Below are 15,174 nucleotides of genomic sequence, written 5' to 3'. Positions count from 1 at the left end.
AAGACCCTCAGTGGCCTTACCCCTTACGAATACGTCTGCAAAATCTGGACTTCAGAGCTAGAAAGATTCATCATCAATCCAACCCATCAAATCCCGGGACTAAACACCTAGTGTTTCCAGGCCGGGTTTCAACTCCATCGTCGGGATCTGATAGTCGCCGCCGTTTTGTTTCCGGTATGGGATCGGCGTTGTCGTTGCGAGCGTGCGCATACGCTCGCGAAGTTGTTCGGACACAATTTCGAAACGTGCGTCATCCAGTCGGTCTGTCCTGTAAGCCACGAAAGGCGGTAGCACTGTGAAGCCGGGATAGAACAGAATGCCATGGTTGATCGGAAACAGCAGATCATCGATCTGACCATTGATCCCGCGTTCGGAATAATGCTCCGGCCAACCTCCGGTCGTTACGAGCAGCATGGCGCGCTTGCCTGCCATCACGCCCTCGCCATAGCGATCCCCCCAGCGGCGGTCGCTGTGTTCACCAACGCCATACGCAAAGCCACAGGCATAAACGCGGTCAACCCAGCCTTTGAGGATCGCCGGCATGGCGAACCACCAGAGCGGGAACTGGAAAATCACGGTATCGGCCCAGCGAAGTTTCTCCTGTTCTGCTTTCACGTCATCCGTTAGGCCTTCCGCTGCGAATGCACGGGAAGATGCAGATGCCACTTTCAGGCGCTCGTCGGCAGGCAGATCCGGGAAATCGCTGCGGTCGACATTCGCTTTCCAGTGCATGGTATAAAGATCAGAGACTTTGACCTCGTGCCCCTGCGATTGCAGTTCGGCGACTGCGATATCGAGAAGAGCGCCATTGAGGGAGTGTCTTTCGGGATGGGCGAACACGATCAGGACATTCATGCGTGGGGCCTTGTCTTTGCAAAAAGGGTTCGTTTCCCGGCAAGACTAGGCGATAGGATATTCTTCTCCCATATGGAGATAGCGGAAGGCACTGTGCCGAAAAATGGAACAATCCTTGATCTCGCTGGAACGGATGCGCACCTTTGTACGCATCGCTGAACGCGGCAATCTGGCCGCAGTCGCACGGGAAACCGGTGCCGGACAATCGACAGTAACGCGGCATCTGCGCGAACTTGAAGAGGCTCTGGGTGTCTCGTTACTGATGCGCACCACGCGCCGGACCGCGTTAACAGACGAAGGCACGCGATATTATGCGCAGTGCGTGCAGATTCTTTCTCTTGTCGAACAGGCGAGTCAGGAAATGCGCGACACTCGGCAGGCAACGGCCGGAACGGTGCGTATTTCCTGTACCGGTGCGTTGGGTGTTCTGCATGTCAGTCGTCTCGTCTATGCTTTTCAGGACGAGAACCCAGGGATCAGGGTGGAATTCGGTCTGACGGACGAGCGTATTGATTTGGTGCGTGACGGTGTTGATATTGCCATCCGTCTTGGCCCCCTGAGCGATTGCGCGATGAAACTGCGTTCTCTTGGAGAGAGTCAGCGTATGCTGGTCGCATCTCCCGAATGGCTGCGTCGCAACGGTCCGGTGCAGAGCCCCGAGGACCTGCGTCAGCTTGAGGGCGTACGGATGTCTCGTGTGCATGGATCGGACCGGCTGGTTTTGCAGAGCACGAGGGGCAGAAATCACGTTGTGCCGTTCCACGGTCGTTTGATCGTCGATCATGGTCTGGCAGCGCGGGATGCGTTTCTTGCAGGTCGAGGCTACGGGCCGGCCCATCGGTGGCTGATAGAGGACTGCCTGCGGGATGGTCGTCTTGAGCATATACTGCCAGATTATACGCTGTCGCCCGTGCCGCTGAGTATGCTGATCGCACCGGAACGGACGAACCTGACCCGGGTCCGTCTCTGCGTTGATTTTCTTGCGAAGGGACTTAGGCGGGTTCCCGGCATCAGCCGGTGAGTGTTCGAACTTTGCTGCGGCGTTCAGCCTGCGCGCGCACATAAGCTAACATGCGTCTGCGGATCAGTCCGCTCACGGGGCGGATAAGATACCAGTAAGGCGCGAAACGTCGTCGGGTCGCGGGCGTAGGACAGTAGATACATGTCTCGGTCGTGAGGCGCGCTCTTCCGTGTGTCAGAGGCAGAAGCGTGAAGGAAAGCACAAGTCTGCAAACGTTCTGCTTTGCGCAACTCCGGAAATCTTCCACTGAACGGCATGGGAGTAACCCGTAATCGGCTTCCCAGAATGCACCAACCAGCCCGAAAGCAAGGGTGCTGTCTCCATCACGTCCTAAAAAGGTAAAATCGTCCTGGTCAAAGGGTGGTCGACTGGTGCGTCCCAACATATGCATGGGCAGTTCGCGTAGCTTTATGGCAGCACGAACCAGCGGATCATGTTTCAAGCGGTAGTCCATCGCGCAGTCAAGAATGCGTCCCGGAGGAGCCGCAATATCGATGCTATGTCGTTCCCGAAAATCAACACGAGGCAGAAGCGTCTCGATCCAGTTCGGGGAAAGCGTCGCGGCGCCTTTAGGTGTCATCTGTCAATGCCGGGCATTGGCACGAATTCCGGTAGCGCCCGAACACGATCGAGCCAGCGTGTCAGCGCGCTGAAAGGGGTGATGTCGATCCCGCCTTCATGGGCGAGCGCAAGATAGGGAAATAGTGCGCAGTCCGCGATGGTCGGTCGGTTAAGAGCGAACCAGTTATGGACGCTCAGATGCTGGTCCAACAGAGGTAAAAGCCGCTGCGTGACAAGACGTGCGCTTTCCATCGAACGGTCATAGCCAAATTTTCGGATCAGGCGGGCCGTGTTTGGGCCGTCGCGCACCTCATTCGCGGCAATGGAAAGCCATTGCACGATTTCAGCCTGGGCTGCTGGTTCTTGTGGCCACCATGTTCTGTCCGCAAGTTGGCCGGCCAGATAGACGAGGATCGCCTGGGAATCACGCAGAACGATCTCCCCGTCGATCAGAACTGGCACTTCCTGAAACGGATTCAGGGCCGTGAATTCTGGAGTGCGCTGTTCGTCTGCCGCGAGGTCCACGGGTACATGTTCCAGATGAATTCGGGCCAAGGCTGCCAAGAGGCGCACCTTATAACAATTGCCGGAGAGCTCGAGATTGTAGAGTTTCATGAACGCTTCTCCGTCATGCGTGATGACTACGTCTGATTTGTATAAAGCTTTCCCCCAGCAAGCGCACGCTTCGTTGCCGTACTGGAAATGAGTAGAGGGATGGGGAGAGGGTTTTTGAATTCCCTGCCTCTGTTTCCGGGCCATTACGATTTTCTGTGTTCATACGTCTGCGCTTGGCTTTATTTTGTACCAGATCGCATAAAGAGCGGGCAGAAAGAGCAGAATCAGCACTGTTCCTGCAATGGTTCCTCCAATGAGGGTAAAGGCCATCGAACCCCAGAACACTGATTCTGTCAGAGGAATAAAGGCCAGTACAGCCGCGAGGGCCGTCAGAATGACAGGGCGTGCACGCTGTACGGTGGCTTCAACGACGGCATGAAAAGGATCAAGTCCCGCAGCCTGATTGACCTTGATCTGCCCTATCAGGATCAGTGTGTTGCGCATCAATATGCCCGATAGTCCGATCAGCCCCAGAATTGCATTGAAGCCAAAGGGCTGATGAAAAAGCAGCAGGACGGGAACAGTACCAACCAGCCCCAATGGTGCTGTTAAAAAGACCATTATCATTGCGGACATGGTGCGTGTCTCAATGACCAGAACGAGAAGGGTCAGGAGGACCATCACCGGAAAGATCGGAAGCAGAGCGCGATTAGCCTTTCCAGCTTCCTCTGTATTTCCACCCGTTTCGATACGATAGCCGGGCGGCAGGGTTGCCTTCAGATGAGCCAAAGCAGCTTCAATCTCTGTCGAGACTTGTGGGGGCTGAAGGTTTTCGTCGATATCGCTTTGCACCGTAATGGTCGGCACACGGTCCCGCCTGCGCAGGATGGGGTCTTCTGCGCGGTAGTCGAGATGACCGATCTGGCTCAGGGAAATCGCTTTACCTTCGTCATTGCTGATGGTCATGTCCTTGAGACGATCAGGATTGAGGCGGTCATGACCCGCGCTTCGGGCGATCAGATCGACGGTCCGGATATCCTCGCGTACTTGAGTGACTGGAATACCCAGAAGGAGAAATTGAATCTGGGAAGCGGTCTCTTCGGGTGTTAAGCCAACGAGCCGCAAACGGGCCTGATCCAGCACGAAATGAGCTGTAGGAGCGCGTTCGCCCCAGTCGGTATTCACTTGGCGGGTATTCGGGTTTTGCCTCATGATGTCCTGCACTTGCCGCGCAATCACTCGCAATTCGTCTGCATCAGGACCCATGACACGAAATGCGACGGGAAAGTGAGAATAGGGGCCGAAGACGAGTTGCGTTGCACGGATGCGGGCTTCCGGCGCCAATCCCTGCGCGATCTGCGCTCTGAGCTTGAATTTAAGACGGTCACGCGCTTTTTCGTTCGGGGTTAGAACGATAATTTTCGCAAAGGACGGATCGGGAAGTTCAGGGTTATAGGCAAAGAAGAAACGGGGCGCGCCGGCACCTACATAACTCGTGACGATGGTGGCTTCCGGCTGGGTGCGTAGCCAGTTTTCCACGCGTGCGGTGATTTTGCTGGTTGCTTCAATGCTCGTACCTTCGGGCATCTGGACTTCAACGAGTGCTTCGGGACGATCGGATGTCGGAAAGAACTGTTGTTTGACGGCTCCCATTCCCACGACCGCCAGAAGGAAAGCTGCCGTGACACTGCCCGCAACCATGAACTTGCGACGCACTGCCCAGATGACAAGGCGACGAAACCTCTGATAGCGCGGCGTCATGTAAGGCGAGCCGTGCTCGTCACCGACCTTATGGATTTTGGGGAGAAGCTTTACCCCCATATAAGGCGTGAAAACGACCGCAACGACCCAAGAGGTGATCAGTGCAAATCCGACCACCCAAAAGATGTTGCCCGCATATTCGCCAGCCGTGGATTGGGCGAAACCCACCGGTGTAAAGCCAATAACCGTGACGAGTGTGCCAGCGAGCATTGGGGCCGCGGTATGGTTCCAGGCATAGGCCGCAGCGCTGGTGCGTTCATACCCTTCCTCAAGTTTCACCACCATCATCTCGATTGCGATGATGGCATCGTCCACCAGAAGGCCAAGGGAAATAATCAGGGCGCCAAGAGTAATACGATCAAGTGCCCGGCCAGTCAGATGCATGATGATCATGACGGTCGCAAGCGTAAGGGGAACAGCAGCGGCAACCACAATGCCCACACGCCAGCCCAGACTGATGAGGCTGACAATCATCACCACGATCAGCGCCACAAAAAACTTGAGCATGAACTCGCCGACCGCCGCGTGAATATTCACTGCCTGATCGACGACTTTTGTCAACGTGACGCCTCGGGGAAGGCCTGCCGAGAGGGTCTTGCCTGCGTCATCGAGCGCAAGCCCCAGTGTCTGACCGTTCCAGTGCTCCTGCATTACGACATTGAGGACCAGCGCCTGCTCGCCATTGTGCCGGATCAGGTAGGTCGGAGGATCTTCATAACCACGATCGACTGTAGCGATGTCGGCTATTCGGAAGGTTCGGCCATTGGCTGCGACGGGTGTATTGCGGATCGCTTCGAGATCGTTGAACCGGCCATCCAGACGGATGAAAACCTGTGGACCGCTGGTATCGATCGAACCCGCTGCCGTGATGCTGTTCTGGTGGGAAAGAGTATTGAAAATATCCTGCGGCCGGATGCCAAGTGTGGCGAGGCGCGCGTTGGAAAGATTGACGAAAATCTGCTCGGGACGTTCTCCGACGATGTCGACTTTTCGCACACCCGGCACATGCAGCAGGCGCTGGCGGATGGTCTCGGCATGGCGAACCAGCAGCCGTTCGGGCAGACCATGGCCTTCGATCGCATAAACGGCGAAATCGACGTCGCTGTATTCGTCGTTGACAAAAGGCCCCATGACGCCGCGCGGTAGTTTGGGGGTCGTATCAAAAAGCTTTTTGCGCGCCTGATAGAACTGTTCTGGCACCGCAGATGGCGGCGTGTTGTCCTTTAGTGTGACCAGAAGAACGGTCATTCCGGGCCTGGAGAGGGTTTCGACCCGGTCATACCACTGAAGTTCCTGAAGTCTTTTTTCCAGAGGGTCTGCGACGAGATCCTGCATCTCCTGTGCCGTGGCACCTGGCCTCCTATTGCGACAATCGTCGCTCCAGAGTGTAATATAGGGTCGCTGGCAGGACTGAGGACGGCGTTTTCTTCTGTCAGGTGGGTAACGGCAACCTTATGGAAACTGACGCGGGACGTTTTGTTGTCTACGATCCATATGCCCTGACCCTGTCCTTCGTCATCCAGTGCTCCCAGAGGAACCTGAAGACTCTGTGCGTCCTGATCGAACGGGAGTTCGACCCTGACCGTCGTTCCCAGAGGAGCCGATGCGCCTTCGCCTTCCAAGACATAGCGTGCCGCATAGGTGCGCGTTGAGGCATCCGAGGCATCGGAAAGCTCTCGCAAATGGGCAGAGATCTTCTGAGCGCCGCCATAGAGAAAAGCGCTTGCTTCTGAATGCAACGCTGGACGGAGGCCTTCCGGAAGATCGACGCGCGCTTCGCGGGGACCGGCATGAGCCAGGACGATGACGGCTTGGCCGCTTGATACAACCTGGCCCGGTTCTGCCAGTGTCTGGACGATAACCCCGTCGGCATCGGCGCGGAGCAGTGAATAATCGTCCTGATTGCGGGCAACTTTTTCCTGAGCGATGGCGGCATCGAGCTGAGCTTTTGCGCTGTCAGCTTCGGCTTTCACTTCGTCATAGGTTAAGGCAGACGCCGCTCCTGTGCCAACAAGGCCGCGATAGCGCTTTTCATCGGCGGTAGCCTTTACCCAACGGGCATGCGCGGAAGCCATGCTCCCTGTCTGTGCCGTGAGGGCATGAACGTAATCAGTCGGGTCAAGCCGCATCAGCACCTGACCAGCCTTTACCTGCTGGCCGACGTCAACCAGACGCTCAATAATTTTGCCTTGAATACGAAAGCTCAGATCGCTTTGCACCCGCGCGACGACAGTCCCGGTGAATTGGTACGTGTCGGCGCGCGCATTTTCGATCTGGGCGGTCTGAACGATACGATCGACAACGCGAGGGTCGGAGTGAACCTCTCGTTTGCAGCCGACGAGTCCTAAAGTGGCGAACAAAGTTGCCGCCGTAAGGCGGGGCAGGCGCAAGACGGCCATTGAGGGCTCCAGGACAAGAGTGGTCACTTATCCTGTTTATTAGTGAATAAAATGTCAAATCGTCACTTAAAATTTACGGTGCGAGGCTGCGCAGAACCAGATTGGCAATCATCGTGGCATCGGTATCGAGGGTTTCCAGATTGTATTCGAGAAGAACGGGATGCCGGATGGGCTGAAGGCTGAGTGTGATGGCGCGGCAGGCTTCATCAATCGGCGTCTTGCGTTCGAACTCTCCCTGTTCGCGCCCTTCCAGAATAATGTGGCGGATAATGCTGCTCAATTCCTGATCGAAGGCGATGGCGGCGTGCCATTTCTCCTCAATCGCGGACGCGACAATATCGTGCATTTTACGATCATGAATAAACAGATCGGCCCCATTATGAGCAAGAGACTGAAAGGTTTTTCGCAGTTTTTCAGGGGGTGTGATGTCTTCTCTCACGACGGTCTGGATGTCGGTCAGGAGCTTGTCGTGACAGAGGGTGCAGATCGCTTCACCAATGGCTTTTTTTGAGTCGAAGAATTTATAGAGATAGGCGGTGGACAGACCGATCGCTTTTGCCAGATCCGCGACTGTCGTTTTTTTATAGCCGTACCGCCGGAAGTGCTCGTGTGCCGCCGTGATAATCTGGTCCCGACGGTCATGATCGACGGGGCCTCGCTGCCCGGAAGGTTTTCTGGTCATCGTTTTGCCCCTTGTTTTACCCGTCCTTCATAGCTCTGTTACCCAACATTGACAACGAGTGACGAATGTGAAAACTATTCACTCGCATTGTAGAGCCAGATATGATTGCTGGATCACATTTGGGGCATGAGCGTATGGCCGTCGATCACACCGCACGAGCGATGTTTATGAAGCCCTCAAGGGGCGTGCGCTTCGCGAGAACGCCTTTGTCACTTGCGGCTATGTTAAGTCTCGGGGCATGTGCGGTGGGGCCAAATTACAAGGCACCTCACTCGGATCTTGCCGCGTTTCATAATGTCGACTTGCTAGGGTATGGCGGCGGGCAGGCTTCTCTGGATCGCTGGTGGGAGGAATTCCACGACGCTGAACTGGTTCGCATAGAACAGCGTGTTCTGACGCAGAATCTTGATCTGGAAGCGGCAATCTGGCGCATAAGACAGGCTCATGGTGCGGCTGAGGCTGCTGCTGCACAAATGCTGCCAACACTGGATTTTGCTCCGCAGGCATCGGCCTACAGGCTGTCCAATGAAGGACTGATTGGTCGGATAGCGCATAATTTTCCGGGCTATAACCGCGATCAGCGAGCTTATGATATGCATGGCGTGGCCAGTTGGGAACTGGATCTGTTTGGCGGTCTGAGACGTGGGCATGAGGCGGCCCGAGATGAAGCCGAGGCTGCTGTTGCGCAGAGCGCGGGCGTACGGATCAGTGTCGCAGGAGAGGCCGCGGATGCTTATTTCCAGATACGGGGATATCAGGCCCGGCTACGCATCGCGCAGGATCAGATTTCAACGGATCGGCACTTGTTTGATCTTGTGCAGCAAAAGCGGGACCGCGGTGTTGCGTCGCAGCGTGCGCTTGATCAGGCGCAGGCCCTTCTTCAGTCCGCACGCGAGACAGTGCCGGTACTACGGGTCGCGTTAGAGGTTCAGCTTAACCGGCTGGATGTCCTGATGGGCGCCCAGCCGGGGACTTATGCACAGGAATTGGCTTTTGCCTCGCCTTCGCCAGCAATTCCGTCCATTGGTAATGTCACGCCCGCAGATATTTTGAGGTGCCGCCCCGATATTATCGCGGCAGAGCGGCGTCTTGCCGCGTCAAACGCACGTATCGGTCAGGCACTGGCTGATTATTATCCGAAGCTTTCGCTCTCGGGTGCGCTTGGGTTTCAGAGTCTGAGCGTGAACAAGATGTTTACGCCAGCAGGTTTCGGGCCGTCGGCGTCCGGCGCTCTTCGGTGGAGGATTTTCGATTTCGGCAAGATCGATGCGGAAGTCCAGCAGGCAAAAGGCGCACATGCCGAACAACTGGCACAGTATCGGTCAACGGTTCTTCACGCGGCCGAAGACGTGGAAAACGCTTTTATGGCGTTGGCTCAGTCTGAAAAACGTGGAGACGATCTCAGAACCGAAGTGGCTTCTTTGACACAGGTTCGTGATCTTTCCAGCCAGTCCTACAAGGCGGGGGTTATTCCTCTCACGGATGTCCTTGATGCCAACCGGCAGTTGCTCGAGGCCGAAGACCGCCAGGCCGATAACCAGAGCGAAACCGCCCAGGCCGCTGTCCGATCCTTCAGAGCGATCGGCGGCGGCTGGGAAGGAGCGGCGGACGGTCTCCAAATAGCCTCACGTTAGGCCATCAACAGACTTGTCGTGGTCGTTGTTTCAGTAAGCATCAAAGTTGAAAGAGCAGAATATGGCACAGAATATTTCTGGAACACATGAAACGATTACCCGCGGTAAAAGAGCCTTGGTCACTGGGGCTTCAAGTGGTCTGGGTGTCGATTTTGCCGATTTACTGGCAGCGCAGGGAGTGGATCTTGTTCTTGTCGCCAGACGACAGGATCCGATGGAGACGCTGGCGGAAAGACTTCGGCTTCAACATGGTGTGGATGTCATCGTTGAACCGTTTGATCTGGCCAGCTCCGGAGCTGCTGGTCGTCTCAGAGAGAGGCTGGATGCCCGATCGCTCCAGATCGATATTCTGGTGAATAATGCTGGCTATGGCCTGCATGGAGATTTTCTGGATATTCCGATTGAGCGAACCGCCGACATGATCCAGCTTAATATCACGGCGCTTACTGAGTTAAGCTATATGTTTGGCGCGGCCATGGCGGAGCGCGGCAATGGTCATATTCTGCTTGTGTCCAGCATTCTGGCATTTCAGCCCGTGCCGACCTATGCGGCTTACGCTGCGACGAAAGCCTATGTGCTTTCTTTCGGGGAGGCGCTGCACGATGAACTCCGCTCTCGCGGTGTAAAGGTGACCGTCCTTTGCCCGGGCCATACGGAAACGGGCTTTGACGCAGTGGCTGGTGCGAGCGTTTCAACTGCATTGCGGATGTTGACCATGCAGCCCCGTCCAGTCGTGCAAAGTGGTCTTTCGGCACTTTGGAAAGGAAAGGCGAGTGTCACAGCCGGGATCATGAACAAGATCGTCGTGTTTTCCAACCGCCTAATGCCAAGATCAATGCAAAGAGCCGCGATGAAGAAAGTTCTGGGGCCATAATCTTTACCGGTATTGGTGATAGGCGATGCAGGGCCTGTTGGTCACGAGCTCTCCATCGTAACCTTTATCGGCCAGAAACGCCTTGATCCTGTCAGGGATCACGGAACGTCGAGCCGAAACCATGGACATCGTGTGTCTATGTCGGCGTCAGGACAAAACCGATAGGACACCCCTGACGTTGTATCGGGCCTGCAATTTGGCGCTGAAACTGTCACGCGACCGTCCAAACGCCTCGCTTGCCTGAGATCTTTTTTATAACGATGAAATAATGATTCACTGGGGTCAACGTGCTGACGATCATGTCTGATTTGGTATCTCGTTCGACCGCCTCAGCCAGGATTTCCTGCACCGTATCGAACACGTCCGTCGTCACCCAGCGTCGGTAGCGTCGGAACACGCTATTCCACTTGCCAGAGTCATGAGGCAGACAGACGATTGTTTTGCGCAGGACGACAGCCATGACCCTTTTTCGAGCGAAAGCAGCGTCCCGATAAGGGTTCATCCTTCATCAGAAAGCTCAATACGATCACCCAACAATGACTCTAAAAAGCGGCCCTGAATCAATCAGTGACGTTACTGCCAAATCTCGTCCACGAAACCCAAAAAAATTTTCCATAATAATTATAAAGACACCATAAATTCCCACTGATAATTAATTAAAAATATATTATATTACTCGATTTTCTTCATTGAATTTATTATTGAAGAAATACAATATTTTTCCCTAATAAAAGAAACGCCAATTCTTGATATACTGTCAATATCTCTGTCGTCATGCATGGAAATAATCATATTCGCAATACTATCAGCGTCCTTCTCCACAACAACCTCCTTCAACTCTACCGGAAGAGGGATCCCTTCAGCAGCGACAGGTGTCATGACAACAGGAAGACCCCACCCCAACATTTCAAGAACCTTGCCTTTAATACCCGCTCCAAAGCGAAGAGGCGCAACGCCAATCCTTACCCTGCTAAAAACTTCATTCAGATCCTGAACATAACCAAGAATTTCTATGCCCGGACTTGTGGTATTCCGAAGGCGCTCTGGCATATGAGAGCCAACAAGATAACAAATGATATCCGGACGCCGCTTGTGAACAAGCGGCATAATTTCTTCTATTAACCAGAAGGCTGCATCGAGATTAGGTTGATGAGCGTAATGCCCGACAAAAAGACAACCGCTACGATTTTGAAGCCGTTGAATAACGGGGGGCGTTTCAATCACCCATGGCACAACAAAAACAGGAGTTCGAGGCGCTAATTCTTTCAGAATACGCATTTCTTCTGTTGAATGCGTAATTAAAGCGTCAGCCTGAATTGCACAAATTCGCTCCAGAACCCGTACACGCTGCGCCTTACTCTTTAATTCCATATCATCAAGTTCTATGGCTTGGCGTTCCAATCTTAAATAAGACAGATCGGCAACACTAAAAATGATACGAGCGCGCGACTGAAAGCATCTTGCAAGACCGATATAAGCCTGTGCCACCTCCACTCGATGAAGATAAATCAAGGAAAAACTATCACGTTGATTGCGTAAAACTACTTCCACAGTATCAAAAAGCGGGGCCTCTAAAATTTGGATCCCATCTTTTTCCAAAAAATTCTTTTGTTCTTTGGTCGCCTTTGTTTCATTTAACGCAATAAAAGAAACATCGTATCCCATATCTGAAAGTGCACGAATATGCGATATAATAGCATTTGAGCCAGCATCGCGACTTGGATTTGGAAATCTACTATCTATCACTAGCGCACGTTTATAACGATTTTTAATCTTACGAGAAGGATCTTCAAAACCCGATGTCAAAGCCTTCTGTCGTTCAATGGAATGCTTGTCATAACCAGATATTTCGTCATTAGCCGTTGTCTTCAAAATATCCAACGTTGACAGAAGTATTTCCGAAATTCGCTCTCTCTCTTCATTATTTCCAACGCGCTTTGCTGCAAGCTGCATAAACCAAAGTATATCTGGATCAAAAATGGAAACCGCTTCGATAATAACTGGGGACCCCTGTAATTCAGCCCCATCATCTCTGATAACACGAACGGTATTGCATATGTGTGGGGATAATAATTCTGGTAATATTATAATGAATCCATGATATCCCGTTCCAATCCCGCATTCTTTTAAATCTTCTCGAAACCTATTTGCTATAGAGTTTATTAATACACAATCATTAACAATTACCTGTATGCCAACAGAATTTTCGGGATGGCTTTCGTCCCATGCCCACCCCGCGATACAGCGCCTTTCAACAGTATCCAGAATGCCTGCATGCTTTCCTTCCTGCAAATTTGCTAATGCAGTAACCTGGCGTGGCTCAGCCGGGATTTCGACTTGGCAGGGAGAACCCTCCAACTCGACGCCACTCACGGCTTCTCTTGCTTCAATTTGGATTAACTCTCCTGAAGGTAATCCACCTACGACATTGAAACAAAAACCATGACATCCATCACCTATACCAGAGTGCTCGAGATCCTCTCTATACAAATCGGCTTTAATGATCCCTAGAACAACTCCATTACACAATAGACGGATAGCTACCGCCTCATCCGTCCCATTATATGCCCATCCTACGATGGTGGATTTGTCGATTTTATCGACAAATCCACGTACGACAACGAGAGATCCCTCTCCGTCAAGATTTTTTCCATTCATGATCAATAAGTATCTTCATACTATAATCACGCTGAAAGAAGCGTGTTTTTCTTGGAAATCTCTTGGAGATTGCGACGAATACGCTCTACGATGGGCCCTTCTTCCAATCGCGGAGCACAGTAATGCACCGGTTTCACCCTCCGGTTTGGGTAAAGTGTATAATAGTCGTTTACGTTATGGAACATTGATCGGCTTGAATCGTCGATGAACGTCTCGGAAGGCGTCCCTTCTGCATAAACAGCGTCGTGCTCTTCAAGTTCTATATGATAATATTCAATTATTTTTTTACTAAACGATCGGACTATTGTTGTCTCGTTCACAAGGCTTTCAGCTTGGACAAGCACTCCATCTATCAACATTGCATGTTTCGGAGAGACTGTCAGATCGCAAACGGGGAGACCACCTCCCAACGAACCACGTTTGAAAATTACAGGGATAACATTCGGGTTTACGCCTGCGAAACGCGATGAATAACTTCTGTAGCCAATCCAGACTACAGGTTTCAAATCTCCGCTCACAGTTCGAACCAGATCCCCAATCTGCAACTTCTCTACGGAGACTTCTCCGTCTGCAGCCTGAATTGCGGTCCCCTTCGCAAAGCACGCGACGACAAGCTCCGTTCCATTTCCGCCTGAAACGGACTGTGTGGAGAGATATGTCCCCTCTCCATCTTCTTGATCCGTGTATTGCCCATTGAGGATTAATGTATCCCCATTGCCAAAAGAGATCGTACTTGTGTCAAGCAGGGAGTTGTATGTAACACCTGTAATCGTTGCCGGAGTGCCGTTAGAGCTCACGATAATCTCGTCGCCTGCCCCGAAACCATTGATAGTTGCTCCACTCAAAAGAGCGATATTCGCGCTTGATGCTGCAAGATTGAGGGTTCCCCCTCCCTCCCCAAAATTGATCTGAAGGCCTGACGCCGCGCTAATAAAACTGGCAGATCCACTAAAAGTGCCGCCGTTTGTAATATTTACTGTTACGTATTTCAATGCATCCAACAAACCGCCGCTAATAGACATTGTCCCGCCGTCCGCATCAAGCGTAACTCCGGTCAAAATGCCAACTGTTCCACTGCTGACTGCGACTGTCGTGTGAGCTTCCGCCGTTATCGTATATGAAGCAGCGGCCGCGAGCGCAGCCAACTGGACAGTGGCGCTGACTGCAGATCCGTCTCCGGATTCCACAGTCAAGTCATTGGCACCAATAGCCAAAAGAGAACCCAGATTGTAGCTGCCACCATTTGTTGAGGCTGTAAGTGAGAGAGAATTCCCAGATCCGTAATAAGTATTTCCGATATTGGACATGTTACTTCTCCATTTTTCTCGTTGACTCGAACATCAACCCAGAAAGACTGAATGAAGCAAAACAAGAAAAATAATTTATTTCTATAAAAAATTACGACACTTTCACATAAAGTGCCATCATAAAATAGTTATATTATATAATAAATGGTTACCGAGAATCAGATTCCTCTTTGGTCCACGCATATTGCGTCGAATTATCTAAAATGAAAATTTCTGAAAAATACTCAGTTTTTGAGTTACGCTTCAGTGATTCCATTCCGTCTATGTTGGCCTAAAAATAGATCACGAAGCCCGTACTATTTTTGATAGCAAGAAAGAAGGATAATCCGCCCTATCGACCTCACCACTCTATTTTTTGACTCTAAATCAAAAATGAGACTGGCTGCTGCGCGAATCAGATTGTCTAATATCGTTGACAAGCGGCAGATGCATCTGCACATGGACGCCACAGCCTAGATTTCGTGGACGAGGTTTGACAGTAACATCCCTGATTGATTCAGGGCTGCTTTTTAGAGGCATTGTTGGGCGATCGTATTGAGCATTTCTAACGAAGGATGAACCCTTATCGGGACGATGCTTTCGCTCGAGAAGGATCATGGCTGTCGTCCTGCGCAAAACAATCGTCTGTCTGCCTCATGACTCTGGCAAGTGGAACAGCGTGTTCCGACGCTACCGACGCTGGGTGACAACGGACGTGTTCGATACGGTGCAGGAAATCCTGGCTGAGGCGGTCGAGCGAGATACCAAATCAGACATGATCGTCAGCACGTTGACCCCAGTGAATCATTATTTCATCGTTATAAAAAAGATCTCAGGCAAGCGAGGCGTTTGGACGGTCGCGTGACAGTTTCAGCGCCAAATTGCAGG

The 15,174-nt window shown here is 52.4% G+C and carries 13 protein-coding genes and 1 pseudogene; 5 read left to right on the top strand and 9 right to left on the bottom strand.

Annotated features, from left to right (window positions below):
- Window positions 1-111 (top strand): annotated as a pseudogene (locus HKD28_RS08145) (IS481 family transposase); the annotation flags it as partial.
- Here the strand turns inward: HKD28_RS08145 and HKD28_RS08140 are convergent.
- Window positions 100-855 (bottom strand): NAD(P)H-dependent oxidoreductase, encoded by a 756-nt coding sequence (locus tag HKD28_RS08140; RefSeq protein WP_194267861.1) that lies wholly within the window; start codon window positions 853-855, stop codon window positions 100-102. The pseudogene HKD28_RS08145 and the gene HKD28_RS08140 overlap by 12 nt on opposite strands.
- Before the next feature lie 103 nt (window positions 856-958).
- Here HKD28_RS08140 and HKD28_RS08135 point away from each other — a divergent pair, with 103 nt between their 5' ends.
- Window positions 959-1,876: a LysR family transcriptional regulator gene (locus tag HKD28_RS08135; protein ID WP_194267860.1), complete on the top strand. Its 918-nt coding sequence runs from the start codon at window positions 959-961 to the stop codon at window positions 1,874-1,876.
- On the opposite strand, the gene HKD28_RS08130 is transcribed toward HKD28_RS08135, so the two are convergent.
- The 5 genes from HKD28_RS08130 to HKD28_RS08110 all read right to left on the bottom strand — a co-directional run bounded on the left by HKD28_RS08130 (window position 1,866) and on the right by HKD28_RS08110 (window position 7,834).
- Window positions 1,866-2,456 (bottom strand): hypothetical protein, encoded by a 591-nt coding sequence (locus HKD28_RS08130; RefSeq protein WP_194267859.1) that lies wholly within the window; start codon window positions 2,454-2,456, stop codon window positions 1,866-1,868. The two genes, HKD28_RS08135 and HKD28_RS08130, sit on opposite strands and share 11 nt — an antisense overlap.
- Window positions 2,453-3,052: a glutathione S-transferase family protein gene (locus HKD28_RS08125; protein ID WP_194267858.1), complete on the bottom strand. Its 600-nt coding sequence runs from the start codon at window positions 3,050-3,052 to the stop codon at window positions 2,453-2,455. The genes HKD28_RS08130 and HKD28_RS08125 overlap by 4 nt, the downstream gene beginning before the upstream one ends.
- A 159-nt stretch (window positions 3,053-3,211) precedes the next feature.
- Window positions 3,212-6,088 (bottom strand): efflux RND transporter permease subunit, encoded by a 2,877-nt coding sequence (locus HKD28_RS08120; protein WP_194267857.1) that lies wholly within the window; start codon window positions 6,086-6,088, stop codon window positions 3,212-3,214.
- Window positions 5,998-7,179 (bottom strand): efflux RND transporter periplasmic adaptor subunit, encoded by a 1,182-nt coding sequence (locus HKD28_RS08115; RefSeq protein WP_328749631.1) that lies wholly within the window; start codon window positions 7,177-7,179, stop codon window positions 5,998-6,000. The genes HKD28_RS08120 and HKD28_RS08115 overlap by 91 nt, the downstream gene beginning before the upstream one ends.
- Window positions 7,180-7,225: 46 nt before the next feature.
- Window positions 7,226-7,834, bottom strand: coding sequence for a TetR/AcrR family transcriptional regulator (locus tag HKD28_RS08110; protein WP_194267856.1), 609 nt, complete (start codon window positions 7,832-7,834; stop codon window positions 7,226-7,228).
- A 101-nt stretch (window positions 7,835-7,935) separates the two neighbouring features.
- On the opposite strand from HKD28_RS08110, the gene HKD28_RS08105 reads away from it, so the two are divergent.
- The gene (locus HKD28_RS08105; RefSeq protein ID WP_235993367.1) at window positions 7,936-9,468 is read left to right on the top strand and encodes an efflux transporter outer membrane subunit; all 1,533 of its coding nucleotides are present in this window, start codon (window positions 7,936-7,938) and stop codon (window positions 9,466-9,468) included.
- A 61-nt stretch (window positions 9,469-9,529) separates the two neighbouring features.
- A complete protein-coding gene (locus tag HKD28_RS08100; protein ID WP_194267855.1) occupies window positions 9,530-10,342 on the top strand; it encodes an SDR family NAD(P)-dependent oxidoreductase in 813 nt (270 codons plus the stop codon).
- 211 nt (window positions 10,343-10,553) lie between these two features.
- Here the strand turns inward: HKD28_RS08100 and HKD28_RS08095 are convergent, their stop codons facing one another.
- From HKD28_RS08095 to HKD28_RS08085, 3 genes are all read right to left on the bottom strand, one after another.
- Window positions 10,554-10,802, bottom strand: coding sequence for a hypothetical protein (locus tag HKD28_RS08095; protein ID WP_194262192.1), 249 nt, complete (start codon window positions 10,800-10,802; stop codon window positions 10,554-10,556).
- 212 nt (window positions 10,803-11,014) lie between these two features.
- Window positions 11,015-13,000, bottom strand: coding sequence for a glycosyltransferase family 4 protein (locus HKD28_RS08090; RefSeq protein ID WP_194267854.1), 1,986 nt, complete (start codon window positions 12,998-13,000; stop codon window positions 11,015-11,017).
- 26 nt (window positions 13,001-13,026) lie between these two features.
- A complete protein-coding gene (locus HKD28_RS08085) occupies window positions 13,027-14,307 on the bottom strand; it encodes a Hint domain-containing protein (protein WP_194267853.1) in 1,281 nt (426 codons plus the stop codon).
- Between the two features lie 595 nt (window positions 14,308-14,902).
- Here HKD28_RS08085 and HKD28_RS08080 point away from each other — a divergent pair.
- On the top strand, window positions 14,903-15,151 hold the full coding sequence (locus tag HKD28_RS08080) for a hypothetical protein (protein WP_194262192.1): 249 nt from the start codon (window positions 14,903-14,905) through the stop codon (window positions 15,149-15,151).
- Window positions 15,152-15,174: the final 23 nt, after the last annotated feature.

The organism is Gluconobacter cadivus (assembly GCF_015244745.1).
GTDB classification, from domain to species: domain Bacteria; phylum Pseudomonadota; class Alphaproteobacteria; order Acetobacterales; family Acetobacteraceae; genus Gluconobacter; species Gluconobacter cadivus.
Note: the sequence above shows the minus strand (reverse complement) of the source record. Positions and strands in the feature narration are given on the sequence as shown.

Bases quoted from the DNA above. Each gene is read 5' to 3' on its own strand.
- HKD28_RS08140 (WP_194267861.1), bottom strand. From the start codon at position 855: ATGAATGTCCTGATCGTGTTCGCCCATCCCGAAAGACACTCCCTCAAT.
- HKD28_RS08135 (WP_194267860.1), top strand. From the start codon at position 959: ATGGAACAATCCTTGATCTCGCTGGAACGGATGCGCACCTTTGTACGC.
- HKD28_RS08130 (WP_194267859.1), bottom strand. From the start codon at position 2,456: ATGACACCTAAAGGCGCCGCGACGCTTTCCCCGAACTGGATCGAGACG.
- HKD28_RS08125 (WP_194267858.1), bottom strand. From the start codon at position 3,052: ATGAAACTCTACAATCTCGAGCTCTCCGGCAATTGTTATAAGGTGCGC.
- HKD28_RS08120 (WP_194267857.1), bottom strand. From the start codon at position 6,088: ATGCAGGATCTCGTCGCAGACCCTCTGGAAAAAAGACTTCAGGAACTT.
- HKD28_RS08110 (WP_194267856.1), bottom strand. From the start codon at position 7,834: ATGACCAGAAAACCTTCCGGGCAGCGAGGCCCCGTCGATCATGACCGT.
- HKD28_RS08105 (WP_235993367.1), top strand. From the start codon at position 7,936: ATGATTGCTGGATCACATTTGGGGCATGAGCGTATGGCCGTCGATCAC.
- HKD28_RS08100 (WP_194267855.1), top strand. From the start codon at position 9,530: ATGGCACAGAATATTTCTGGAACACATGAAACGATTACCCGCGGTAAA.
- HKD28_RS08095 (WP_194262192.1), bottom strand. From the start codon at position 10,802: ATGGCTGTCGTCCTGCGCAAAACAATCGTCTGTCTGCCTCATGACTCT.
- HKD28_RS08090 (WP_194267854.1), bottom strand. From the start codon at position 13,000: ATGAATGGAAAAAATCTTGACGGAGAGGGATCTCTCGTTGTCGTACGT.
- HKD28_RS08085 (WP_194267853.1), bottom strand. From the start codon at position 14,307: ATGTCCAATATCGGAAATACTTATTACGGATCTGGGAATTCTCTCTCA.
- HKD28_RS08080 (WP_194262192.1), top strand. From the start codon at position 14,903: ATGGCTGTCGTCCTGCGCAAAACAATCGTCTGTCTGCCTCATGACTCT.